This window comes from Cupriavidus sp. GA3-3, from assembly GCF_000389805.1.
GTDB classification, from domain to species: domain Bacteria; phylum Pseudomonadota; class Gammaproteobacteria; order Burkholderiales; family Burkholderiaceae; genus Cupriavidus; species Cupriavidus necator_D.
Genome location: NZ_KB944491.1, coordinates 25060 through 49131, shown reverse-complemented (window position 1 = coordinate 49131; position 24072 = coordinate 25060). Strand labels below are relative to the sequence as shown.

Genomic DNA, 24072 nt, shown 5'->3' with positions numbered 1-24072 from the left:
TGTCTGGGGAGTGACGCGCAAGGAAACGACATGCCCGCCCTCCGCGGGCATGTTCGTCTGATGACAAGCAAGTTGCGAGCAGAAGCCGCAAGCAGATAACGCAAGCAGGAACGAGGAGTCCACATGCCCGTCAATCTTCCGCTGCCCCAGGCAGAGAACCTGAAATCCGTCGCCGGCGTGGAGCTGGGCTGGGCCGAGGCGGGCATCCGCAAGGCCAACCGCAAGGACGTGCTGGTGGTGCGCGTGGCCGAAGGCAGCACCGTGGCCGGCGTCTTCACCAGCAACCGCTTCTGCGCGGCGCCGGTGCAGGTCTGCCGCGAGCACCTGGCCGCTGGCAAGGGCATCCGCGCGCTGGTGGTCAACACCGGCAATGCCAACGCCGGCACCGGCGAACCGGGCCTGGCCAGTGCCCGCGCCAGCTGCGACGCGCTGGCAGCGCAACTGGGCATCGCCGCCGAGCAGGTGCTGCCGTTCTCGACCGGCGTGATCCTGGAGCCGCTGCCGGTCGACCGTCTGGTGGCCGGCCTGCCCGCCGCCATCGCCAACGCGAAGCCGGACAACTGGCTGGCCGCCGCCGAAGCCATCATGACCACCGACACGCAGCCCAAGGCCGCGTCGCGCACGGTGCAGATCGACGGCAAGACCGTGACGCTGTCGGGCATCAGCAAGGGCGCCGGCATGATCCGCCCGAACATGGCGACCATGCTCGGCTTTATCGCCATGGACGCCGCCGTGGCCCAGCCGGTGCTGCAGGCGCTGGTCTCCTACGCCGCCGACCATTCGTTCAACAGCATCACCATCGACGGCGATACCTCGACCAACGACTCGTTCGTGCTGATCGCCACGGGCAAGTCCGGCGCCGTGGTCGAGCGCGCCGAAGGCCCGGCCTTCGAGGCGCTGCGCGACGCGGTGACCGCGCTGGCGCAGGAACTGGCGCAGATGATCGTGCGCGACGGCGAAGGCGCCACCAAGCTGATGACCATCCGCGTCGAAGGCGGCAAGGACGTGGCCGAGTGCCGCCAGATCGCCTATGCGGTGGCGCATTCGCCGCTGGTCAAGACCGCGTTCTATGCGTCGGACCCCAACCTGGGCCGCATCCTGGCCGCGGTCGGCTACGCCGGCGTCGATGACCTCGACGTCGGCCGCGTCAACCTGTGGCTGGACGATGTCTGGGTGGCCCGCGACGGCGGCCGCAACCCCGACTACCGCGAGGAAGACGGCCAGCGCGTGATGAAGCAGGCCGAGATCACCGTGCGCGTCGCGCTCGGCCGCGGCAAGGCCGAAGCGACGGTCTGGACCTGCGACCTGTCGCACGATTACGTGTCGATCAACGCCGACTACCGCTCCTGAGCTTTCCGTCCTTCCCGTGTATGCGGGAAGGGCATCGATTCCCCTGCCAGCCGATACCGCGCCCCTAGCGCGCCCCTGCCATGTCTGACCTCGCCGCCCGCCTCGACAACTTCCTTGCCCGACTCGAACAATGGCTGCCGCCGCAACTGAGCGACGCCGACTGGCAGGAGGCCGTGGCGTTCCGCTGGCGCAAGCGGCAGAGCCTGTTCGGCAATATCGGCTACCTGCAGCCGGTGCGCCAGCTGCCGCCGATCCACCTGGACGACCTGAAGAACATCGAGCGCCAGAAGGATGCCATCGTCGCCAACACGCGCCAGTTCGTGAGCAAGCTGCCGGCCAACAATGTGCTGCTGACCGGCGCGCGCGGCACCGGCAAGTCGTCGCTGATCAAGGCCTGCCTCAATGCCTTCGTCAGGGACGGGCTGCGGCTGGTTGAGGTGGACAAGGATGACCTGGGCGACCTCGGCGATATCGTCGAGCTGGTTGCGCAGCGCCCCGAGCGCTTCGTGATCTTCTGCGACGACCTGTCGTTCGAAGAGGGCGAGTCGGGCTACAAGTCGCTCAAGTCGGCGCTGGACGGCTCGGTGGCGGCGCAGTCGGACAACGTGCTGATCTACGCCACCTCCAACCGCCGGCACCTGCTGCCGGAGTACATGAAGGACAACGAGACCTACCGCCACACCGACGATGGCGAGATCCATCCCGGCGAAGTGGTGGAAGAGAAGATCTCGCTGTCCGAGCGCTTCGGGCTGTGGCTGTCGTTCTACCCGCCCAAGCAGGACGAATATCTGGCCATTGTCGGCCACTGGCTCAGGCACTTTGGCTGCACCGACGAGGACATCGCCGCGGCGCGCGGTGACGCGCTGGTGTGGGCGCTGGAGCGCGGCTCGCGCTCGGGCCGCGTGGCCTGGCAGTTTGCGCGCGATTGGGGCGGCAAGCATGGCAAGCCCTATATTGCCGATGTCGCCGGAGACGCCAAGGCATGAGCGCGGCCACGCAGAACCCCGCGCAGACCGGCGCCAACCCGCCGCGCAAGGTGACCGAGGTGGCGGTCGGCGTGCTGGTGCAGCCCGACGGACGCTTCCTGCTGGCGCAGCGCCCGGCCGGCAAGCCCTACGAGGGCTATTGGGAATTCCCCGGCGGCAAGCTGGAGCCCGGTGAGTCGGTGGAGGCAGCACTGGCCAGAGAACTCCATGAAGAGCTGGGCCTTGATGTAACGCAATGCGAGCGTTGGCACATTCTGGAACATGACTATCCGCACGCCTATGTGCGGCTGTATTTCTGCAAGGTCACCGACTGGCGGGGCGACCCCGTCGGCCGCGAAGGCCAGGCCTTCTCGTGGCAGCGCACGCTGGTGACGGTGGGGCCGCTGCTGCCGGCCACCATTCCCGTGGTGGAGTGGCTGGCCGAGGAATCGGGCAACGGCTGACCCTGCCTTCCCGCTGTCGGGCAAGCGGCCGCGGCGCCCGCTTGCGCGCCGCCAGGGCCTGACCAGGCCCTGATCCACAGGAAAGGAACCTGCATGCTACGTGTCGATCGTATCGCCGACGACGTTTCCCTGCCTGAACTGACCCTGCGCGGCATCATCCTCGGTGCGCTGATCACGGTCGTGTTCACCGCCTCCAACATCTACCTGGGCCTGAAGGTCGGCCTGACCTTCTCGTCGGCGATCCCGGCGGCCGTGATCTCGATGGCCGTGCTGCGGCTCTTCCCCGGCGCCAACATCCTGGAAAACAACATGGTGCAGACGCAGGCCTCGGCCGCGGGCACCCTGTCGTCGATCATCTTTATCCTGCCGGGCCTGGTCATGCTGGGCCACTGGCAGGGCTTCCCGTTCTGGCAGACGCTGGCGATCTGCGCGGCCGGCGGCATGCTGGGCGTGCTGTTCAGCATCCCGCTGCGCCACGCGATGGTGGTGCAGAGCGAGCTGCCCTACCCGGAGGGCGTGGCCGCGGCGGAAATCCTGCGCGTGGGCAGCGCCGCGCCAGACCAGGCCGCGCCGGGGCAGAAGCCCCAGGCGACCGGCCTGGCCGACCTGATGGCCGGCGGCCTGGTGGCGGGGCTGTTCAGCTTTGCCGCCGGCGGGCTGCGCCTGCTGGCCGAGGGCGCCAACTTCTGGCTGTCGGCCGGGGCCTCGGTGGTGCGGCTGTCGATGGGGTTCTCGCTGGCGCTGGTGGGCGCGGGCTACCTGGTCGGAATCGTCGGCGGGCTGGCCATGCTGCTCGGGCTGGTGCTGACCTGGGGCGTCGCGGTGCCGTGGCTGACGGCCATCACGCCGCGCCCGGACGGCGCCACGCTGTCGGCCTTCGGCGCCATGGTGTGGAGCCAGCAGGCGCGCTTCATCGGTGCCGGCACCATCGGCATTGCCGCGATCTGGACGCTGCTGTCGCTGGCCGGGCCGATGCTGTACGGCATCCGCGCCTCGTTCGGCGCGCTGCAGGGCGGGCCGGCGGGGCAGGGCAAGATGCCGCGCACGCAGCAGGACATGCCGGCCAGATGGATCGGCCTGGTGATGCTGGGGCTGCTGGCGGTGCTGGTGACGGTATTCGCCTGGTTCCTCGCGCCGGCGCCGCTCGATGGCGGCGCACGCTGGCGCCTGGTGATCTACGCGGTGGTGTTCGCCTTTATCTTCGGCTTCCTGGTGGCGGCGGCGTGTGGCTACATGGCCGGGCTGGTGGGCTCGTCGGCCAGCCCGATCTCGGGCATCGGCATCATCGCGGTGATCCTGGTGTCGCTGCTGATCCTGCTGGCGGGCAAGGCCGACGGGCTGCTGGCCACGCCCGAGGGCAGAAACTTCGCGATTGCGCTGGCGATCTTCACCACCTCGGCGGTGGTGGCGGTCGCCTCGATCGCCAACGACAACCTGCAGGACCTGAAGACCGGCTGGCTGGTCGGTGCCACGCCGTGGCGCCAGCAGGTGGCGCTGCTGATCGGCTGCGCGGTAGGCGCGGCGGTGATTCCGCCGGTGCTGGACCTGCTCTATAGCGCCTATGGCTTCGCCGGCGCGCTGCCGCGTGCGGACATGGACCCCAACCAGGCGCTGGCCGCGCCGCAGGCGACGCTGATGACCGCGATCGCCACCGGCATCTTCACCCGCCAGCTCAACTGGACCATGATCCTGATCGGCATCGGGCTGGGCGTGGTGCTGATCGCCATCGACGAGGTGCTGCGCCGCCGCCGCGGCGCGGCGCGGCTGCCGGTGCTGGCGGTGGGCATCGGCATCTACCTGCCGCCGACCATCAGCTCGGCGCTGGTGGTCGGCGCGGTGCTGTCGTGGCTCCTGCTGCGCAGCGAGCGCCGCCGCGCCAGCGCGCGCGGCGACGACGTCAAGCTGGCGCTGGAACATGCCGAGCGGCGCGGCACGCTGCTGGCCTCGGGCCTGATCGTGGGGGAAAGCCTGGTCGGCGTGATGCTGGCCGCGGTAATCGGCCTGTCGGGCAGGGATGCGCCACTGGCGCTGGCCGGGCCCGGGTTTGAAGCGACCGCGCAGTGGCTGGGCCTGGCGGTGTTCGCGCTGGTATGCGTGGGCTTCTACCGCCGCGTGCTGGCGGCGGCGCACTGAACCGCGAGGGACGCTGAAGGCGAGGGCGCTTCAGTCGTCCTCGTCTTCAGTCTGGTCGGCGGAGGTCTCGCCCGGCTTGCCGCCGATCACGTATTTCTCGGACGCCCAGGCGCCGAGATCGATCTGCTTGCAGCGCTCGGAACAGAAGGGGCGGAATTTGTTGTCGGGCACCCAGGCCACCTCGGTGCCGCAGGTGGGGCATTTGACGACAGCAGGCATAGCGTTCAGCGCAGGCTTCAGAAATTGCAGAGTTTCAGCAGGAACGGGATATCCGCATCGACCGAGCGTGGGCGCAGGTCGCCGTCCTGCTGCGTGAAGCGCACCCACAGCATGTACTTGTTGGCGCTCATCTCGGGGATGAAGGCCAGCAGCGAGTCATCCAGGTAGACCTGCATCAGCTGGTAGCTGCGTCCGGACAGCATTTGCTGGTAGCTGCCGCCGGTGGCGATCACCTTGCCGCTCTGGCCGGCTTCGCGCAGCAGGCGCAGCACGATGGTGGTGCCCATGCGCAGCGACAGCAGCGGACGTACCCACTTCAGGATATCGGCGCGGCGGTCTTCGGCGGGGCGGTGCTGCCAGGCATAGTAGGCCGGCAGGTCGAACTCGCAGGTGCCGCCGGGGATGATCGCGCGGCTGCGGATGCTGGTCAGCCACTCGTTGTCGGCCAGCAGCTGGCCGGCCTTGCCCACGGTCTGGTTGAGCATGGCGATGCCTTGCTCGATCTCGCCGATGACGGCGTCCAGCGCCTCCTGGTCGATCTGCGGGCTGGCGCGCAGCGGCGCCAGTGCCTGGCGCTGGCGTTCCAGTTCCTTGATCAGGTCGGTCTTGAGGTCGGCGCGGCCGGCGACGTCGATGATCTCGAACAGCGTGGTCAGCGCGACATGGTGCTGGTGGGCATGATCCTGGCCGAGAAAGTATTCCAGCCGATCGAACAGGTCCTCCAGGCGCAGGAGTGTCCTGATGCGTTCGTTGAAAGGGTATTCGTACAGAATCAAGTGCAATGTCCGTGCAGGGCGTCGGGCGCTTTCAGGAGCGGCCCGGTGCAGAATGAGGCCCGGGAAATGCCGGAAGGGGCGGTATATGGCGGGCGGTTGCCGCCAGTATGCGGTGATTTCCCCGCATATTCCAGCGCATTCTATGCGAGACACGGGCCGAGGACAATGTCGCGTGCATGATGCCATGCGCTGGCGCGCCGGGTTGCGCGTTATGGATGGACCCTGGCCGCCGCCGACAGTTCACGATAGTAGCGGTCGAGCCGGTCGACCTGGTCCACCAGCGCCTCCACCGGACCGTCGTTGTCGATGACGTCGTCGGCACATGCCAGGCGCTCGGCGCGGGTGGCCTGTCTGGCCATGATGGCCTGCACCTGCTCGCGGCTGAAGCCGTTGCGCGACATCACGCGCGCCACCTGGGTGGCCTCGGTGCAGTCCACCACCAGCACGCGGCCCACGCGCTCGCGCCATGAGCCCGATTCCACCAGCAGCGGCACCACGTAGATCAGGTAGGGATGGTCGCCGGCATCGCGGATCGCGTGGGCGCGCTCGGTGGTCAGTGCACGGATCAGCGGGTGGGTGATCGCTTCAAGCCGCGCCTTGGCTGCGGGGTCGGCAAACACCAGTGCGCGCATCGCGTCGCGGTCCATGGCGCCGTCGGGACGCAGGCAGGCCGGGCCGAAGGCCTCGACCAGCGCCGGGATGGCGCGCCCGCCTGGGGCGGTGATCTCGTGCGCGAGCAGGTCGGTGTCGATGATCGCGGCACCGCGCGCGGCAAACATGTCGGCCACGCGGGTCTTGCCGCTGCCGATGCCGCCGGTCAGTCCGATTTCCAGCATGTGAGGCTCTGTTGACGATGTTGCCGCAACGATACCAGCTTCAGCGGAGATCGTCGGACACCGTCATGGCCATGCAAACAGCGGCAGCACGCCGGGGCCGAACAGCAGCACCACCACGCCGGCGAGCGCGATGAAGGGCCCGAACGGGAAGGGCGTGTCGCGTTCCTGCCGGCGCAGCGCGATATTGGCCAGCCCGAACAGCACGCCGACCACCGACGACAGCAGCACCAGCGCCGGCAGCGCCTGCCAGCCGAGCCAGGCGCCCAGCGCCGCCATCAGCTTGAAGTCGCCAAAGCCCATGCCTTCCTTGCCGCGCACCAGCCGGAACAGCCAGTAGGCCGTCCACAGCACCAGGTAGCCGGCAGCCGCGCCGATCACGGCGTCGGGCAGCGTCACGAACACGCCGCCCAGGTTCAGCAGCAGGCCCAGCCACAACAGCGGCAGGGTGATCTGGTCCGGCAGCAGTTGCGTATCGGCATCGATCATGGTCAGCGCCAGCAGCGCCCACACCAGCACCAGCGCGGCCAGGGCCTGTCCGCCGGGGCCGAAGCGCCACGCCGCCAGCGCGCTCAGCACGCCACAGGCCAGCTCGACCAGCGGATAGCGCACACTGATCGGCGCCTGGCACGCCGAGCAGCGCCCGCGCAGGAACAGGTAGCTCAGCACCGGCACGTTCTCCCACGGCGCAATCGCGTGGCCGCAATGCGGGCAGGCCGAGCGCGGCACCATCAGGTTGTAGCGGCCGGGGTAGGGCAGCGGGTCGCCGCGCAGCTCGGCGATATAGTTGGCCTCGTCGCGCTCCATCATGCGCGGCATCCGGTGGATGACCACATTGAGGAAGCTGCCGACCACCAGCCCGAGCAGCGCGGCGGCCGCCACCAGGAAGGCGGGCGGCAACGCCGCCAGTGCCTCCACCAGCGGCGCGCCGCCGGTGGAGGCCGACGAAGGGTAGGGGGAAGCAGACCACGAAGACAACATCGCTTACACCACCTGTCCCAGCTTGAAGATCGGCAGGTACATCGCCACCACCATGCCGCCGATCAGCACACCCAGCACCACGATGATCAGCGGCTCGATCAGGCTGGAGATCGCGGCCACGGCATCGTCGACCTCGCGCTCGTAGAACTCCGCCACCTTCAGCAGCATGTTGTCCAGCGCGCCGGACTCCTCACCGATCTGCGTCATCTGCAGCACCATGTTGTCGAACACATGGGTGGCCTGCATCGCGTTGGTCAGGCTGGTGCCGATGCGCACCGATTGCTCGATCTCGCGCGTGGCGTCGTAGTAGACCCAGTTGCCGGCCGCGCCGGCCACGGACTCCATTGACTCCACCAGCGGCGTGCCGGCGGCGAACATGGTGGCCAGCGTGCGGGTCCAGCGCGCGATCACGGCCTTGCGGAACAGGCTGCCGAAGATCGGCAGCTTCAGCAGCGCGCGGTCGGTGGCGCGCTGCACCTTCTCCGATTTCTTCAGCGCGCGCAGGTAGAAGGAGATGCCGGCCACCGGCGCCCCGATCACCAGGTACCAGTACTGGACAAAGAAGTCCGAGATGGCGATCACCAGCAGCGTCGGCGCCGGCAGGTTGGCGCCGAAGCTGGAGAACACGCCCTTGAACGCCGGGATCACGAACAGCATCAGGATCACGGTCACGGCAAAGGCCACCGTCAGCACCGCGATCGGGTAGATCATCGCCGACTTGATCTGGCCTTTCAGCGCGATGGTCTTTTCCATGTAGAGCGACAGGCGCTCCAGCAGCGAATCCAGGATACCGCCCTGTTCGCCGGCATCGATCAGGTTGCAGTACAGCGTATCGAAGTACTTCGGATGGCGCCGGAATGCCGCGGCCATGCTGCTGCCGGCCTCGATGTCGAAGCGGATGTCGGACAGCAGCTGGGTGAAGTTGGGGTTCACGTGGCCACGCGCGATGATGTCGATCGATTGCAGCAGCGGAATGCCGGCCTTGAGCATGGTCGACAGCTGCCGGGTGAAGTAGGCGATGTCCTTCTCGGTGATCTTGCGCCCGCGCGCGGCCTTGCGCTTCTTCAGCTTGACGATGGTCAGGCCCTGCTTGCGCAGCGTGGCGGTGACCTCGGCCTGGTTCTCGGCGCGCAGCTCGCCGGTGAAGGTCTTGCCCTTGCGGTCCTTGCCTTCCCACTCAAAGATATACTGGGTGGGTGCCTTGCGCCCCTTCCCTGATTTCGCCCGTGACGGTGCCGCCGTCCGGGCGCTCGCCGCTGGTGCACGCGTCGCCATGATATTGACCCCCGATGTAAATGACGCTTGTTCTGCGTCTTGTATTTACGTTTGTCCTGCTTCCCTAAGTATTCGTAGTCGCCAGCACTTCTTCGAGTGACGTGACGCCCTGCCTCACCTTCAGCAGCCCCGCTTCGCGCAACGATAGCACGCCGTCCTTGCGCGCCTGCTCGGCGATCTGCAATGCCGTTCCATGCGTCAGGATGATCTCCTGCATGGCCTCGGTGATCGGCATGACCTGGTAGATGCCGCAGCGGCCCTTGTAGCCGGTGCCGTTGCAGCGCTCGCAGCCGACCGGGTGGTAGGGCTGCCAGCTGCCGTCCAGGTCTTGTTCGCGGAAGCCCGCCTCCAGCAGCGCCTCGCGCGGGATCTCGCCCTCGCGCTTGCAGGTGCACAGCCGCCGCGCCAGCCGCTGCGCGGTGATCATCAGCACGCTCGAGGCAATATTGAAGGCCGCCACGCCCATGTTCATCAACCGCGTCAGCGTGGTCGGCGCATCGTTGGTGTGCAGCGTCGACAACACCAGGTGGCCGGTCTGCGCGGCCTTGATCGAGATGTCGGCGGTTTCCAGGTCGCGGATTTCGCCGACCATGATGATGTCCGGATCCTGCCGCAGGAACGAACGCAGGGCCGCGGCAAAGGTCAGGCCCGCCTTGTCGTTGACGTTGACCTGGTTGATGCCGGGCAGCTGGATTTCGGCCGGGTCTTCCGCGGTGGAGATATTGATGTCGCCCTGGTTCAGCAGGTTCAGGAAGGTGTACAGCGACACCGTCTTGCCGCTGCCGGTGGGGCCGGTCACCAGCACCATGCCATAGGGGCGCTTGATCACGTCCAGCAGCAGCGCCTTCTGCTCGGGCTCATAGCCGAGCTGGTCGATGTCGAGCTTGTCGGACGAAGATTCCAGGATCCGCATCACGATCTTCTCGCCGAACAGCGTCGGCAGCGTCGACACGCGGAAATCCACTGCCCGCTCGACCGTCTCCTTGGCGTCCTTGTCCTTGGGCAGGGCAATCAGCAGCTTCATGCGGCCGTCCTGCGGCACGCGCTTTTCAGAAATATCCAGGCGCGACAGCACCTTGATGCGGGTGGCGATCTTGTCGCGGATATCCAGCGGTGGGCGCGCGACCTCCTGCAGCACCCCGTCCACGCGGAAGCGGACGCGGTAGAAAGTCTCGAACGGCTCGAAGTGCAGGTCGGACGCGCCGCGATGGAAGGCCTCGGTCAGCAGCTTCTGCAGGAAGCGCACCACCGGGGCGTCGTCGATATTGTCGGCGGTGGTGCGGTTGCGCTGGTTGCCGGCCGCGGCCACCGGATCGTATTCGATCATCTTGCGCTCGGCCTGCACCGGCGAGATGTTCTTCAGCGTGCCCAGGGCCTCACCGGCGGAGCGCACGTGCTTCATCAGCTTGTCGTGCTCGACCACCACCGCTTCGACCGGCAGCTTGTACTTTTCCTTGATCGCATCCAGCCCGGCCTGGTTGGACGGGTCGGACATCGCCAGCACCAGCCGGTTCTCGCGCCGGCCCAGCGGCAGCAGCCGGTGCGCGTGGAATTCACGGTTGCCGGCCAGTGCCGGCGGCACCTTGTTCAGGTTGTACTGGGCCAGGTCCAGCAGCGGCAGCTGGTATTTGTCCGCGGCAAACAGCGCCAGGTCGTGCGCGCTCATGGTGCCGCTGCCGACGATCTCGTCGATCAGCTGCGACTGCTTTTCACGCGCGGCCTGCTCCAGCTGAGCAAGCAGGGCGGGCGCGATACGCCGGCTCTGGGCCAGGGCAAGACCGAGTGTCATGGCAGGTGCGCTGTGCGGTGCGGTTAGGCGGTGGCGGATGCCACGCAGGCGGGGGCGGACGGACCCACGTCCCCGGATCGGGGCAGTTTGCCGCCGGGGTCACTTTTTGTAAAGCCGGCGCGGGCGCGGTGTTGGCGTTTGCGCGACACGGGCGCAACCCTACTTGCGCGGGGAAGAAGCGGCGTTTCAGGCAGCTTCCTTGCGCGCGGGATAGGTGCCCTTTTGAGAGGAATCCCTGTCCCCGCCCATGTTTGCCTTGGCCTTTTCCCAACGGGAGACGCCACGCCTTTTTTGATCCGATATAGAATCAAAAGTGCGTGCATAACACTGCGTGACGCCAATTTGCAGGAAGCCCTTCATGCAGTTCGTCAAGAAGGCGCACAAGCCGCTGTACCTGGCGATCGAGGATGAAGAGAGAAAGGGATGATCATCATGACCGCAGAAGACCTGATGAAGGCCGTCAGCAAGATGCCCGCGCAGGAGCGCATCAAGTTTTTCACGCTGGTGGGCGAGCAGGCTTTCAAGGACGAGGACTTCTCGCACGAGGAAGTCTTTGGCCACCTCGCGGAAGCAGATTTCACCGCCGCGGAGGCGGCCGAATACCTCGAAGTTTCAATTGCCACCTTCCGGCGGCTGGTGCGCGACGGCAAGCTCGCGCCCCATGCGGTAGTGGGTCGTAGCCAGCTGTTTTCCGCGGCCGACCTGAAGGCATTCAAGCGTCAGCGCAAGGCGATCAAGGGATGAGTTGCCGGAGGATCGGGGAGGGGGGCAGAAAGACAAAAGGCCGAACCAACTGACGTTGATCCGGCCTTTTAAATCTGGTCGGGGTGAGAGGATTCGAACCTCCGGCCTCTACGTCCCGAACGTAGCGCTCTACCAGGCTAAGCTACACCCCGATTTGGTTTGCTGGCAAACGTCTGACCGTCTGCAGCAAAGAAGGTAAGTTTAGCAGCGTTTTTTGGGGAATGGAAGAGGGCGAGGAAAATCGCCGTTCTGCCCGCTTCCGCTGCCTTCCCCGCGGTTGCGTCAGGACTGCCGTTGCAATGAGAACGCGCAGAGCTGGATCAGGGTTTCCTTCAGTTCCGACGGCGGGAACTGCCGTGCCGCCTGTTCGGCGGCTTCAGCCTCGCGCCGCGCGGCTTCGAAGGTGACGTCCAGCGCGCCACTGGCGTGGATCGCGGCAAACACGGCATCGAAATGCTCGGTGCCACCTCGCACGATGGCGTCGCGCGCCAACTGGCGCTGTTCGGGCGTGCCGTGTTCCAGCAGGTGCAGCAGGGGCAGGGTGGGCTTGCCTTCGCGCAGGTCGTCGCCGGCGTTCTTGCCCATCTGCTCGGCGCTGGCGGTGTAGTCCAGCATGTCGTCGATCAGCTGGAAGGCGGTGCCGATGCGGCGGCCGTATTCAGCCGCGGCTTCTTCCATCTGGGCGTCGGCGCCGGCCAGCACGGCGCCGAGTTGCGCGGCGGCCTCGAACAGCTTGGCGGTCTTGTAGCGGATCACCTGCAGGTAGCGCTCGACGGTGACGTCGGGGTCGTGCATGTTCAGCAGCTGCAGGACCTCGCCCTCGGCGATCACGTTGGTCGCGTTGGACAGGATCTCCATGATGCGCATGCTGCCGGCATCGACCATCATCTGGAACGCGCGCGAATAGAGGAAGTCGCCCACCAGCACGCTGGCGGCGTTGCCGAACACGGCATTGGCGGTATCGCGCCCGCGCCGCAGCTCGGACTCGTCGACCACGTCGTCGTGCAGCAGGGTGGCGGTGTGGATGAACTCCACCACGGCGGCCAGCTCATGGTGGCGGTTGCCGTCGTAGCCCATCGCGCGCGCTGTCAGCAGCAGGATCACCGGGCGCAGGCGCTTGCCGCCGGCACCGATGATGTATTCGCCGATCTGCTCGATCAGGGGGACTTCAGAAGACAGCCGCTGGCGGATAACAGCATCGACCGCGCGCATGTCTGCAGCGACCGGGGCAAGCAAGGCAGTGGCGGAAGGCTGGGACAAGATGATCACCGTTACGCAAAACCGGACGATTATATGCGATGCGCGTGGCGTTCCACGTATGGCGCGCTTCTAAAGATTCGCGCTCAGGGTATGCGCTCAGGGTGTTCGCAAGGCGCGCAACTATAATGCAGCCATGAACAAGCCCGTGCCTCGTCGCCACCTGCGCCGCACCGCCCTTTGGGTGGCGTTTGCGGCACTGGCGGGATTCCTGCTCGCCGACCTGACCTGAGCCAGGGCGCGGTTGCATTGTGGCGATGCCGCCGCACACAGGCTATGTGCCTGTTTTCTTTGCCCTTTTCCCGGATCTCATTTATAATTCCCGGTTTCCTCCGGTAGCTGCGCTCGCTTTGCGGGTTCTGACCGGCGGGAGATAACCGGGCCGCATTGAGCCCGCCCAGGCGCCAGGCCGTGCAATTGACCGGCCGCGCAGGGTGCGCCAGTGCCGGCATACGGCGTTTTATTCACATCCGAGAGGTTCGACAATGTACGCGGTCGTAAAAACCGGCGGCAAGCAATACAAGGTTGCTGCTGGCGAAAAACTGAAAGTAGAACAGATACCGGCAGACATTGGCGCAGAAATCACGCTCGACCAGGTGCTCGCAGTGGGCGCCGGCGACCAAATCAAGTTTGGTACGCCGCTGGTTAGCGGGGCTTCCGTCAAGGCTACCGTTATCTCCCAAGGTCGTCACGACAAAGTGAAGATCTTCAAGATGCGCCGTCGCAAGCACTACCAGAAGCGTCAGGGCCATCGTCAGAATTACACCGAACTGCGCATCGAAGCGATCGTTGCCTGATCGATCGAGCGTAACCAGGTAAAGCGACAGGAGTAAGACATGGCACAGAAAAAAGGCGGCGGTTCCACGCGGAACGGCCGTGATTCCGAATCGAAGCGTCTGGGCGTGAAGGTGTTTGGTGGCCAGGCCATCAACGCCGGCGGCATCATCATCCGCCAACGCGGTACCCGCGTGCATGCCGGCGACAACGTCGGCGTGGGCAAGGACCACACGCTGTTTGCCCTGGTGGACGGCCACGTGCAGTTCGCCGTCAAGGGCCCTGCCAAGAAGCAGCAAGTCAGCGTCGTTCCGGCGGCCTGATAACAGCCTTTGCAGGATGAAGGCCCCGCAACGCTTGCGGGGCCTTTTCTTTTCTGGCGACAATGTCAGTTCGCCAGCCCGGTCGGAGGCTTCCAGCCGCTGATCCGCCGATCCATCACGGAAACCCATCATCATGAAGTTCATAGACGAAGCCCGAATCGAAGCCATCGCCGGCAACGGCGGCAATGGCAGCGCCTCGTTCCGGCGCGAGAAGTTTGTGCCCTTCGGCGGCCCGGATGGTGGCGATGGCGGCCGCGGCGGCAGCGTGTTCGCCGTGGCGGACCGCAATATCAATACGCTGATCGACTTCCGCTACGCCAGGAAGCACGTTGCCCGCAACGGCGAGAACGGCCGCGGCTCCGACTGCTACGGCGCGGCGGGTGAGGACATCACGCTGCGCATGCCGGTGGGCACGCTGATCACCGACATGGACACCGGCGAAGTCATCGCCGACCTGACCGAGCACGGCCAGCGCGTGTGCCTGGCCGAAGGCGGCATGGGCGGCTGGGGCAACCTGCATTTCAAGTCCAGTACCAACCGCGCGCCGCGCCAGCAGGTGGACGGCAAGCCGGGCGAGCGCCGCATGCTCAAGCTCGAGCTCAAGGTGCTGGCCGACGTCGGCCTGCTGGGCATGCCCAACGCCGGCAAGTCGACCTTTATCTCGCATATCTCCAACGCGCGCCCGAAGGTGGCGGACTATCCGTTCACTACCCTGCACCCGAACCTGGGCGTGGTGCGCGTGGACCACGAGCAATCGTTCGTGGTCGCCGACATTCCCGGCCTGATCGAAGGCGCCGCCGAAGGCGCGGGCCTGGGTCACCAGTTCCTGCGCCACCTGCAGCGCACCGGCCTGCTGCTGCATATTGTCGACCTGGCGCCGTTTGACGAGGCAGTCGACCCGGTGGCCGAGGCCAAGGCCATCGTCAACGAGCTGAAGAAGTACGACGAAACCCTGTACGACAAGCCGCGCTGGCTGGTGCTGAACAAGCTCGACGTGGTTCCCGAGGACGAGCGCGCGGCCCGCGTGAAGGATTTCATCAAGCGCTACAAGTGGAAGGGGCCGGTGTTCCAGATTTCGGCGCTGACCGGCGAAGGCTGCCGCGAGCTGATCTACGCGATCAAGGACCACCTGCAGGCGATCAAGGCCGAAGAAGCCGCGGCGCTGGCCGAGCCGGACATCCGGCTGGACGAGCGCCTGCACAACGTCGACCAGGGGCAGGGCGAGGCATAAGCCGGGGCCGCCGCTGGCGCCCCACCACAGAAGAATACCCACGGACAATTCGGGCGCGGCGCCCGCCGCCGGCTGCCCGGGAGACAGGATTCCCGTCATGCAATCGGTCATCGCGCAGGCAAAGCGCATCGTCGTCAAAGTCGGCTCCAGCCTGGTCACCAACGACGGCAAGGGGCTGGACCACGACGCCATCGCCCGCTGGGCGGCCCAGATCGCCAAGCTGCGCGTGGCCGGCAAGGAAGTGGTGCTGGTCAGCTCCGGCGCCATCGCCGAAGGCATGCAGCGCCTGGGCTGGGTGCGCCGCCCGAAGGAAATCCATGAGCTGCAGGCCGCCGCCGCCGTCGGCCAGATGGGCCTGGCACAGGTCTATGAAAGCCAGTTCGGCCGCTACGGCATCCGCACCGCGCAGGTGCTGCTGACCCACGCCGACCTGGCCGACCGCGAACGCTACCTCAACGCCCGCTCGACCCTGCTCACGCTGCTGTCCCTGGGCGTGGTGCCGATCATCAACGAGAACGACACCGTGGTCACCGACGAAATCAAGTTCGGCGACAACGACACGCTGGGCGCGCTGGTGACCAACCTGATCGAAGGCGACGCGCTGGTGATCCTGACCGACCAGCGCGGCCTGTACACCGCCGACCCGCGCAAGGACCCGGCCGCGCAGTTCGTGGACGAGGCCCTGGCCGGCACCCCCGAGCTGGAGGCCATGGCCGGCGGCGCCGGCACGTCGATCGGGCGCGGCGGCATGCTGACCAAGATCCTGGCGGCCAAGCGCGCAGCCAAGTCCGGCGCCCATACCACCATCGCCTCCGGGCGCGAGGCCAACGTGCTGGAGCGCCTGGCCGCGGGCGAGGCCATCGGCACCCAGCTGCTGGCGCCGACCGGGCGGCTCACGGCGCGCAAGCAATGGATGGCCGACCACCTGCAGCTGCGCGGCCGGGTCGTGATCGACAACGGCGCGGTCGAGAAGCTCACCAGCGGCGGCAAGTCGCTGTTGCCGATCGGCGTGACGGAAGTGCAGGGCGAGTTCGCCCGCGGCGAGGTGATCGCGTGCGTCGACGCGCAGGGCAAGGAGGTGGCGCGCGGCATCACCAACTATTCCAGCGCCGAGGCGCGGCTGATCGCGCGCAAGCCCTCATCCGAGATCGAGTCCGTGCTGGGGCACCTGAACGAGCCCGAACTGATCCATCGCGACAACCTGGTGCTGGTCTGACGGGCGTACAGGCCGGGCGCAAACAAAAACGGCGGGGCTGCCAGGCAGTCCCGCCGTTTTTTTATGTCGACGCCGCGCGCTTCAGCGCTTGCGCGGCGCTCGCGATTGCAGGTCGCGCACCATGGCGTCGGCGGTGCCGGCCACGGTACGGCCCTCGCAGAAGAAATCGATCGCCAGCGTGGCGGCATAGGCATTGCGCACGCCAGTCTCCATGCGGTGCCAGGTCTCGCCGTAGTCGCTGCTGTTGGGCACCCACTCGGTGGCGCCCTTGGGCAGCGTGGCGTAGAGCTTGCGCTCGAACGCATCGCAGCGCAGGCCTTCGAAGGTCACGTTGCGTGCGCCGCTCTGGCTGGTGGTGACGACCGTGTAGCGCACCACGTTGTCCTTGCCGACCGAGACCGACTTGCCGTCCACCGCGAATGACAGCGAGCCGGTGCCCGACACCGAGAACGGGATCAGGTTGGCGTCCTGAGGCGGTGCCGGCAGCATCGCCTTGGCCTCATCAAAGGTCTTGGGCGCGAACGGGTTGAGCCAGGTGCTTTCTTCCTCCGCCATCTCCTTGCCGGTGGTCTTGCAGCCGGCCAGCGCAAGGCTGGCCGCGGCAATCAGCATGCCGGCAGCGGTCAGGCCGCGGCGGCGGCCCAGGCCGGTGAAACTAGTCATCAGTGCTCCGTGAGGTGGAAACCGGCGTTGCCGGTGAATCGTGCTCGGTCGCGTGCGCGGCCTCGGCATTGCAGTCGGCGTCGGCCTGCTGCGCCTGCTGGGCGCGGCTGAGCGCCTGGCTGCGCGGCCCGCCATGCCGGCCATGCATGCCGTGGGGGCCGTGCGTGCCGTGTGTGCCATAGGGACTCAGCGGCACACGCGCGTGCCGGTTCAGGAAGCGTGACAACTCCGTCAGCGCCAGCTGGTAGACATCGCGCTTGAACTCGATCACCGCCTCCAGCGGCACCCAGTAATGACTCCAACGCCAGGCGTCGAATTCAGGGTGCTCGGTGGCACGCAGATGGATATCACAGTCCCTGCCGGCCATGCGCAGCAGGAACCAGATTTGTTTCTGGCCCTTGTAGTGGCCGCGGATCTCGCGGCGGATGAACTTGTCCGGCACCTCGTAACGCAGCCAGTCGCGCGTGCGACCGACGATCCTGACGTGCTCCGGAAGCAGGCCGATTTCCTCATGCAGTTCACGGTACATGGCCTGTTCAGGCGTTTCGCCGTACTTGATGCCACCTTGCGGGAACTGCCAGGAGTGTTCGCCGATTCGCTTGCCCCAGAAAACCTCGTTTCGTGCGTTGAGGAGGATGATGCCGACGTTCGGGCGAAAGCCTTCACGATCGAGCATGACTGCACCTCGAATCCTTTAGAATTACGCTGATTATAAAGGAAGCGCGCAGCCGGGCCCGGACCGGGGGATGCTGGTTTTCCCCGAGCGGAAGGGCAGTTTCAGGCGCGTGCCCACAATTCAGTGCCGCCGGCCCCCGGATTTTGCCGGGACGGGTTTTCCCGAGCCCGGCGGCCCAGAGAGAAATTACGGATGAAAGCCTCGCAATTCTTCATTTCCACCCTCAAGGAAGCGCCCGCCGACGCGGAAATCGTTTCGCACAAGCTGATGATGCGCGCCGGCATGATCAAGAAGCTGGGCGCCGGCATCTACAACTACATGCCGATCGGGCTGCGCGTGATCCGCAAGGTGGAGAACATCGTGCGCGAGGAAATGAACCGCGCCGGCGCGGTGGAGCTGTCCATGCCGGTGATCCAGCCGGCCGAGCTGTGGCAGGAAACCGGCCGCTGGGACAAGATGGGCCCCGAGCTGCTGCGCCTGAAGGACCGCCATGAGCGCGATTTCGCGGTCCAGCCGACCTCGGAAGAGGTGGTGACCGACATCGCCCGCTCGGAAATCCGCAGCTACAAGCAGCTGCCGGTCAATTTCTACCAGATCCAGACCAAGTTCCGCGACGAGCGCCGGCCGCGCTTCGGCATCATGCGGGGGCGCGAGTTCACCATGAAGGATGCCTATTCCTTCGACCGCGACACGGACGGCCTGCGCACGTCCTACGAGAACATGTACGACGCCTACGTGCGCATCTTCCGCCGCTTTGGCCTGGAATTCCGCGCCGTGGCGGCCGACAACGGCGCCATCGGCGGCTCGGGCTCGCATGAGTTCCATGTGATCGCCGACACCGGCGAAGACGCCATCGTCTACTGCCCGACCTCGGACTACGCCGCCAACATGGAGGCCGCCGAGGCGCTGCCCCTGCTGGCCAGCCGCGCCGCGCCGGCCGAAGACCTGGTCAAGACCGCCACCCCGGAAAAGGCCAAGTGCGAGCACGTGGCCGAGTTCCTGGGCATCCCGCTGCAGCGCACCGTCAAGTCGATCGTGCTGGCCAAGGACACCGAGGCCGGCGCCGAGATCTGGCTGCTGCTGATCCGCGGCGACCATGAGCTGAACGAGGTCAAGGCGTCCAAGGTGCCGGGCCTGGCCGACTTCCGCTTTGCCACCGAGAACGAGATCGTCGACGCCTTCGGCTCGCCGCCGGGCTACCTGGGCCCGATCGGTGCGAAGAAGCCGGTCAAGGTGGTGGCCGACCGCACCGTCGCCAACATGAGCGATTTCGTCTGCGGCGCCAACTACCGCGACTACCACTACACCGGCGTCAACTGGGGCCGCGACCTGCCCGAGCCGGTCGTGGCCGACCTGCGCAACGTGGTCGCCGGCGACGCCTCGCCGGACGGCCAGGGCACGCTGGAAATCTGCCGCGGCATCGAGGTGGGCCACGTGTTCATGCTGGGCACGCGTTACTCGGAATCGATGAACGCCACCTTCCTGGATGAGAACGGCAAGACCCAGCCGATGCAGATGGGCTGCTACGGCATCGGCGTCACCCGTATCCTGGGCGCGGCGATCGAGCAGAACTTCGATGAGCGCGGCATCATCTGGCCGGCCGCGATCGCGCCGTTCGCGGTGGTGATCTGCCCGGTGGGCTACGACCGCTCCGAAGCCGTCAAGGCCGAGGCCGACCGCATCCATGCCGAGCTGCTGGCCGCCGGCGTGGACGTCATCCTGGACGACCGCGGCGAGCGCCCGGGCGTGATGTTTGCCGACTGGGAGCTGATCGGCGTGCCGCACCGCGTGGTGGTGGGCGACCGCGGCCTGAAGGAAGGCAAGGTCGAGTACCAGGGCCGGCGCGACGCGCAGGCCACCGCCGTCAGCGTGGCCGACGTGGTCGGCCACGTGCGCAGCCAGCTGGCGAACTGAGCCCCATGCGCGCCGCCCGCGGCATGACCGGTGCCGCCCGCCGCTGCGCGGGCGGGCTGCTGCTGGCCGTCGCGGCCATGGCAGCCCACGCCGGCGCGCAGAAGGAAGAAGACCTCGCCGATTCCGTGCGCGGCGCACTGGCCGCCGCCATTGCCGATGACCGGCCCACGCGGCCGGTATTCGCGTCCGGCGGCGAGCGCCTGGCCTACCTGAAATGGCTGGGCGAGATGTCCGCCCGCCTGGCCTCGCGCATCCCCGAGCCGCAGGTGCGCGTGGAACTGATCGAGGTGGCCTACTACGAGGCCAAGCGCGCCGGGCTGGAGCCCGCGCTGGTGCTGGGCCTGGTCCAGGTCGAGAGCAACTTCCGCAAGTACGCGATCAGCTCGGCCGGTGCGCGCGGGCTGATGCAGGTGATGCCGTTCTGGGTGCGCGCCATCGGCGACAGCGACCCGCGCAAGCTGTTTCACCTGCAGAGCAACCTGCGTTACGGCTGCACCATCCTGCGCTACTACCTGGACCGCGAGCAGGGCGACCTGTACCTGGCGCTGGGCCGCTACAACGGCAGCCGCGGCCGCCCCGAATATCCGAACGCGGTGCTGGCGGCGTGGAAGCGCTGGCAGTATTCCGAAGCCACGGTCACCGTGGCCGGCGAGCCCGAGATCGCGCCGTCGCGCCCGCGCGCACCGGTGTCCGAGCCGCCTGCCCGCAACCCGTTCTCGTCGCAGCGCGTCGCCGCCAATCCGTCATGATCCGCGAAGCATCCGTTGCCGGCGGCAAGACCGGCTACACCGAATCCTCGCCCGAACTTGAACAATGGCTGGCCCGGCATATCGCCCAGGGCTTTGCCGCCGATGCGCTGGTGTTGTCGATGCTGCGCTCGGGCTATGACGACGCCTTTGCGCGCCGGGCCGTGGCCGCGGCCTTCGCACAAGGCGCCGATGGCGCCGCGCCGGCCCGCCCTGCCGCCACCGCCGGCCCGCCCGCGCTCTACGCGGCCGATGGCGGCGACCGCCAGGTGCCGATCCTGTTCCGGCTCGCGTCGCCGCAGGTCCAGCTGTTCCAGCAACTGCTGACCGACGACGAGTGCGATGCCCTGGTGGCGCTGTCGCGCGGCCGCCTGGCGCGCTCGCCGGTGGTCAACCCGGACACCGGCGACGAGAACCTGATCGATGCCCGCACCAGCATGGGCGCGATGTTCCAGGTGGCCGAGCACGCCCTGATCGCGCGCATCGAGGCGCGCATCGCCGCCGTCACCGGCGTGCCCGCCGAGCACGGCGAAGGCCTGCAGATCCTCAACTACAAGCCCGGCGGCGAGTACCAGCCGCACTTCGACTACTTCAACCCGCAGCGCCCCGGCGAGGCGCGCCAGCTGTCCGTCGGCGGGCAGCGCATCGCCACCCTGGTGATCTACCTGAACACGCCCGAGGCGGGCGGCGCCACCGCGTTCCCGCGCGTGGGGCTGGAGGTGGCGCCGGTCAAGGGCAACGCGGTGTACTTCAGCTACCTGCTGCCCGACGGCACGCTGGACGAACGCACCCTGCACGCGGGCCTGCCGGTGGCATCCGGCGAGAAGTGGATCGCCACCAAATGGCTGCGCGAACGGCCGTACCGCAGCGACGCCTGATTGTGTTTCGCAGGAGCGCACTGCGCGGTACTGATCCAGTGCCCGGCGCCGTATCGGCATTAATTCCAAAAATTGTACCGGTACTGTACCGCTAACTGACCGTAGACTGATTTCCCTGAACGTCCTGGAGTCAGTCATGGAAGTGTCCCAACTCGCCGCCGGAACCGGTGTTTTTGCCGCGTTTGCCGGCTTTGCGCTGGTGTCGTCGATCACCCCCGGTCCCAACAACACGATGCTGCTCGCCTCGGGCGTGAACTTCGGCTTCGTGCGCACGGTGCCGCACCTGCTCGGCGTCAGCATTGGCTTTGCGCTGATGGTGGGGCTGGTCGGGCTGGGGCTGGGATCGATGTTCCACGCCTTCCCGTGGACCTGGCAGGTGCTGCGCGTGGTGGCGACGGTCTACCTGATATGGCTGGCGTGGAAGCTGGCCACGGCCGGCGGCGTGCAGGACCAGCAGGTCAAGCGGCCGATGGGCTTCTGGGCCGCGGCGGCGTTCCAGTGGGTCAATCCCAAGGCGTGGGTGATGGCGGTGGGTGCGTGCAGCACCTATGTGCTGCACGGCAACCTGTGGCTCAACGTGCTGCTGCTGGCGGGGATCTTCGGGGTGGTGAACCTGCCCAGCGTGGCGATGTGGGCACTGTGCGGCTCGGCGCTGCGGCGCTGGCTGGCGCGTCCGCGGGTGCTGCGCGCCTTCAATATCGGCATGGCCGTGCTGCTGCTGGCCTCGCTGTGGCCGATCCTGGGCGCCTGAGGATGGCGCCGGGGCAGGCACCCGGGCGGGTGCCTGTATTCAACTGATCAAACCAGCGCGCGGATCGAGTCCAGGTTGCGCCAGTAGCCCTTGGCGTCCATGCCGCACCCAAAGACATAGCGGTCCGGCACGGCAAAGCCGCAGAAGTCCGGATGCATGGGCTTGATCTTGGTCAGCGTCTTCTCGCACAGCACCGCGGCGTGGAATTCCTTGGCGCCCATGTCCATGATGCGCTCGCGGATCGCGGCCATGGTCTCGCCTTCATCCAGGATGTCGTCCAGCACCAGCACCACGCGGTCCTTGACCGACTCGCGCGGGGCCACGCGCCACTGCATCTCGCCGCCCACGGTCTTGTTGTTGTAGCGCGAGAGGTGGATGTAGTCGAACTCCAGCGGGAAGGCCAGCTTGGGCAGCAGCATGCCGGTGAAGACCACCGCGCCGCCCATCACCGACAGCACCAGCGGGAAGGCATCGCCCATCTTGGCGGTGATTTCCGCGGCCATGCGGTCCAGCGACGCCTGGACTTCCGCGGCGGAGACGATTTCCTCGGAGTTGGCCCACAGCTCGCGGGCCTGTACGGCACTCATCATGATGTCTTTCCTGTTCTTTTGCGGGGGGAGGCAAGTCGGGGTGCGACGGACGGATTCTAGCGGTTGAAGAGGCCCTTCATGCCGCCCTTCATCGCGCCCATCTGGCGCATCATCTTCATCATGCCGCCGCCCTTGAGCTTTTTCATCATGGACTGCATCTGGTCGAACTGGTTGAGCAGGCGGTTCACTTCCTGCACCGGCACGCCGGCGCCCGCGGCAATGCGGCGCTTGCGGCTGGCCTTGATCAGCTCGGGCTTGGCGCGCTCGGTGGGCGTCATGCTGTTGATGATGCCTTCCATGCGGGCCACCTGCTTCTCGGCCTGGTCCATGTTGGCGCCCTGCGCCTGCTGGGCGAACTGCGCCGGCAGCTTGTCGACCAGGCTGCCCAGGCCGCCCATCTTCTTCATCTGGCCGATCTGGGCCTTGAAGTCTTCCAGGTCGAAGTCACCGGTCTTCTTGATCTTCTTGGCCAGCTTCTCGGCCGCTTCCATGTCCACGCCGCGCTGGGCTTCCTCGACCAGCGCGAGGATGTCGCCCATGCCCAGGATGCGCTGGGCCATGCGGTCGGGGTAGAAGGGCTCCAGGCCGTCCAGCTTTTCGCCGACGCCGACAAACTTGATCGGGCGGCCGGTGATATGGCGCACCGACAGCGCCGCGCCGCCGCGCGCGTCGCCGTCCAGCTTGGTCAGCACCACGCCTGTCAGCGGCAGGGTGTCGTTGAAGGCCTTGGCGGTGTTGACCGCGTCCTGGCCCAGCATGGCGTCGACCACGAACAGGGTTTCGGCGGGCTTCAGCTCGGCGTGCAGGGCGGCGATTTCCTGCATCATCAGCTCGTCGATACCGAGCCGGCCGGCCGTGTCGACGATCAGCACGTCGTGGTAGTGCTTGCGCGCCCAGTCCACCGCCGCGCGGGCGATGTCCGCCGGCTTCTGGTCCGGCTGCGACGGGAAGAAGTCAGCGCCGACTTGCTCGGAAACGGTCTTGAGCTGGGCGATAGCGGCGGGGCGGTAGACGTCGCACGAGACCGTCAGCACCTTCTTCTTTTTGTTTTCCTTGAGCCACTTGGCCAGCTTGCCCACGGTGGTGGTCTTGCCGGCGCCCTGCAGGCCGGCCATCAGGATGATGGCGGGCGGCTGCACGGCCAGGTTCAGCTCGGCTTCCTTGTTGTTGCCGCTGGCCGCGTCGGCGCCGCCGATCACGGCGGTCAGCTCGCGCTGGACCACGCCGACCAGGGCCTGGCCCGGGGTGAGGCTGCTGACAACCTCCTCGCCCATGGCCTTTTCCTTCACGCGGGCAACGAATTCGCGCACGACCGGCAGCGCCACGTCAGCTTCGAGCATGGCAAGGCGCACTTCGCGCAGCATCTCGGCGGTGTTGGCCTCGGTCAGGCGCGCCTCGCCGCGCATGGTCTTGACCACACGCGCCAGGCGTTGAGTGAGATTGTCCAGCATGGCAGGAATCGGGGGAGAAGTCGGAGCAGGGCTCGGGGCTGAAATCGGAGGCAGTCTTGCACACGGGGCGGGC

Annotated in this window: 25 protein-coding genes and 1 tRNA gene; 13 read left to right on the top strand and 13 right to left on the bottom strand. The window is 66.9% G+C overall.

The window, feature by feature from the left end:
- Positions 1–123 precede the first annotated feature (123 nt).
- From argJ to C265_RS22165, 4 genes are all read left to right on the top strand, one after another.
- Entirely contained in the window at positions 124–1350 is a 1227-nt protein-coding gene (gene argJ / locus C265_RS22180) for a bifunctional glutamate N-acetyltransferase/amino-acid acetyltransferase ArgJ (protein WP_010814759.1), read from the top strand.
- 80 nt (positions 1351–1430) lie between these two features.
- Positions 1431–2336, top strand: a complete 906-nt coding sequence (locus tag C265_RS22175; RefSeq protein ID WP_010814758.1) for an ATP-binding protein — start codon at positions 1431–1433, stop codon at positions 2334–2336.
- Positions 2333–2779, top strand: a complete 447-nt coding sequence (locus C265_RS22170) for an NUDIX domain-containing protein (RefSeq protein WP_010814757.1) — start codon at positions 2333–2335, stop codon at positions 2777–2779. Before C265_RS22175 ends, C265_RS22170 begins: the two co-directional genes overlap by 4 nt.
- Before the next feature lie 93 nt (positions 2780–2872).
- On the top strand, positions 2873–4912 hold the full coding sequence (locus C265_RS22165) for an OPT family oligopeptide transporter (RefSeq protein ID WP_010814756.1): 2040 nt from the start codon (positions 2873–2875) through the stop codon (positions 4910–4912).
- Positions 4913–4942: 30 nt separating this feature from the next.
- Here the strand turns inward: C265_RS22165 and C265_RS22160 are convergent, their stop codons facing one another.
- The 7 genes from C265_RS22160 to C265_RS32585 all read right to left on the bottom strand — a co-directional run bounded on the left by C265_RS22160 (position 4943) and on the right by C265_RS32585 (position 11145).
- Positions 4943–5131 carry a DNA gyrase inhibitor YacG gene (locus C265_RS22160; protein ID WP_010814755.1) on the bottom strand — a complete coding sequence of 63 codons (189 nt, stop codon included), beginning with the start codon at positions 5129–5131 and terminating at the stop codon, positions 4943–4945.
- Positions 5132–5148: 17 nt separating this feature from the next.
- A complete protein-coding gene (gene zapD / locus C265_RS22155; protein ID WP_010814754.1) occupies positions 5149–5907 on the bottom strand; it encodes a cell division protein ZapD in 759 nt (252 codons plus the stop codon).
- A gap of 209 nt (positions 5908–6116) precedes the next feature.
- Positions 6117–6743, bottom strand: coding sequence for a dephospho-CoA kinase (gene coaE, locus C265_RS22150; RefSeq protein WP_010814753.1), 627 nt, complete (start codon positions 6741–6743; stop codon positions 6117–6119).
- Positions 6744–6806: 63 nt separating this feature from the next.
- Positions 6807–7721, bottom strand: a complete 915-nt coding sequence (locus C265_RS22145; protein ID WP_010814752.1) for an A24 family peptidase — start codon at positions 7719–7721, stop codon at positions 6807–6809.
- A 3-nt stretch (positions 7722–7724) separates the two neighbouring features.
- Positions 7725–8996 (bottom strand): type II secretion system F family protein, encoded by a 1272-nt coding sequence (locus C265_RS22140; protein ID WP_010814751.1) that lies wholly within the window; start codon positions 8994–8996, stop codon positions 7725–7727.
- A gap of 64 nt (positions 8997–9060) precedes the next feature.
- Complete coding sequence (gene pilB / locus C265_RS22135; RefSeq protein ID WP_010814750.1) at positions 9061–10785, bottom strand: type IV-A pilus assembly ATPase PilB; 1725 nt, start codon at positions 10783–10785, stop codon at positions 9061–9063.
- Positions 10786–10971: 186 nt separating this feature from the next.
- Entirely contained in the window at positions 10972–11145 is a 174-nt protein-coding gene (locus C265_RS32585; protein WP_168163322.1) for a hypothetical protein, read from the bottom strand.
- 63 nt (positions 11146–11208) lie between these two features.
- On the opposite strand from C265_RS32585, the gene C265_RS22130 reads away from it, so the two are divergent.
- Entirely contained in the window at positions 11209–11529 is a 321-nt protein-coding gene (locus tag C265_RS22130; RefSeq protein WP_010814749.1) for a helix-turn-helix domain-containing protein, read from the top strand.
- A gap of 75 nt (positions 11530–11604) precedes the next feature.
- On the opposite strand, the gene C265_RS22125 is transcribed toward C265_RS22130, so the two are convergent.
- Positions 11605–11681, bottom strand: a tRNA-Pro gene (locus C265_RS22125).
- Positions 11682–11811: 130 nt separating this feature from the next.
- A complete protein-coding gene (gene ispB, locus C265_RS22120) occupies positions 11812–12741 on the bottom strand; it encodes an octaprenyl diphosphate synthase (RefSeq protein WP_010814748.1) in 930 nt (309 codons plus the stop codon).
- Positions 12742–13271: 530 nt separating this feature from the next.
- On the opposite strand from ispB, the gene rplU reads away from it, so the two are divergent.
- The 4 genes from rplU (at position 13272) to proB (ending at position 16330) form a co-directional block, all read left to right on the top strand.
- Positions 13272–13583, top strand: coding sequence for a 50S ribosomal protein L21 (rplU, locus tag C265_RS22115; RefSeq protein WP_006576525.1), 312 nt, complete (start codon positions 13272–13274; stop codon positions 13581–13583).
- Positions 13584–13622: 39 nt separating this feature from the next.
- Positions 13623–13883, top strand: a complete 261-nt coding sequence (rpmA, locus tag C265_RS22110) for a 50S ribosomal protein L27 (protein WP_010814747.1) — start codon at positions 13623–13625, stop codon at positions 13881–13883.
- A gap of 133 nt (positions 13884–14016) precedes the next feature.
- Positions 14017–15114 carry a GTPase ObgE gene (obgE, locus tag C265_RS22105; protein WP_010814746.1) on the top strand — a complete coding sequence of 366 codons (1098 nt, stop codon included), beginning with the start codon at positions 14017–14019 and terminating at the stop codon, positions 15112–15114.
- Between the two features lie 97 nt (positions 15115–15211).
- A complete protein-coding gene (gene proB, locus C265_RS22100) occupies positions 15212–16330 on the top strand; it encodes a glutamate 5-kinase (protein ID WP_010814745.1) in 1119 nt (372 codons plus the stop codon).
- Positions 16331–16411: 81 nt separating this feature from the next.
- Here the strand turns inward: proB and C265_RS22095 are convergent, their stop codons facing one another.
- Both C265_RS22095 and C265_RS22090 read right to left on the bottom strand, forming a co-directional pair.
- On the bottom strand, positions 16412–16993 hold the full coding sequence (locus tag C265_RS22095; protein ID WP_010814744.1) for a CNP1-like family protein: 582 nt from the start codon (positions 16991–16993) through the stop codon (positions 16412–16414).
- Positions 16986–17669, bottom strand: a complete 684-nt coding sequence (locus C265_RS22090; protein WP_010814743.1) for an RNA pyrophosphohydrolase — start codon at positions 17667–17669, stop codon at positions 16986–16988. Before C265_RS22090 ends, C265_RS22095 begins: the two co-directional genes overlap by 8 nt.
- Before the next feature lie 192 nt (positions 17670–17861).
- Between C265_RS22090 and C265_RS22085 the strand changes: the two genes are divergently transcribed.
- From C265_RS22085 to C265_RS22070, 4 genes are all read left to right on the top strand, one after another.
- Positions 17862–19583, top strand: a complete 1722-nt coding sequence (locus tag C265_RS22085; protein WP_010814742.1) for a proline--tRNA ligase — start codon at positions 17862–17864, stop codon at positions 19581–19583.
- Positions 19584–19588: 5 nt separating this feature from the next.
- Positions 19589–20332: a lytic transglycosylase domain-containing protein gene (locus tag C265_RS22080; protein ID WP_010814741.1), complete on the top strand. Its 744-nt coding sequence runs from the start codon at positions 19589–19591 to the stop codon at positions 20330–20332.
- Positions 20329–21207, top strand: a complete 879-nt coding sequence (locus tag C265_RS22075) for a 2OG-Fe(II) oxygenase (RefSeq protein WP_010814740.1) — start codon at positions 20329–20331, stop codon at positions 21205–21207. The genes C265_RS22080 and C265_RS22075 overlap by 4 nt, the downstream gene beginning before the upstream one ends.
- Positions 21208–21343: 136 nt before the next feature.
- Positions 21344–21958, top strand: a complete 615-nt coding sequence (locus C265_RS22070) for a LysE family translocator (RefSeq protein WP_010814739.1) — start codon at positions 21344–21346, stop codon at positions 21956–21958.
- A 47-nt stretch (positions 21959–22005) separates the two neighbouring features.
- Here C265_RS22070 and C265_RS22065 read toward each other — a convergent pair whose 3' ends face one another.
- Positions 22006–22548 (bottom strand): hypoxanthine-guanine phosphoribosyltransferase, encoded by a 543-nt coding sequence (locus C265_RS22065; RefSeq protein ID WP_011616075.1) that lies wholly within the window; start codon positions 22546–22548, stop codon positions 22006–22008.
- 56 nt (positions 22549–22604) lie between these two features.
- Entirely contained in the window at positions 22605–23999 is a 1395-nt protein-coding gene (ffh, locus tag C265_RS22060; protein WP_010814737.1) for a signal recognition particle protein, read from the bottom strand.
- Positions 24000–24072 lie beyond the last annotated feature (73 nt).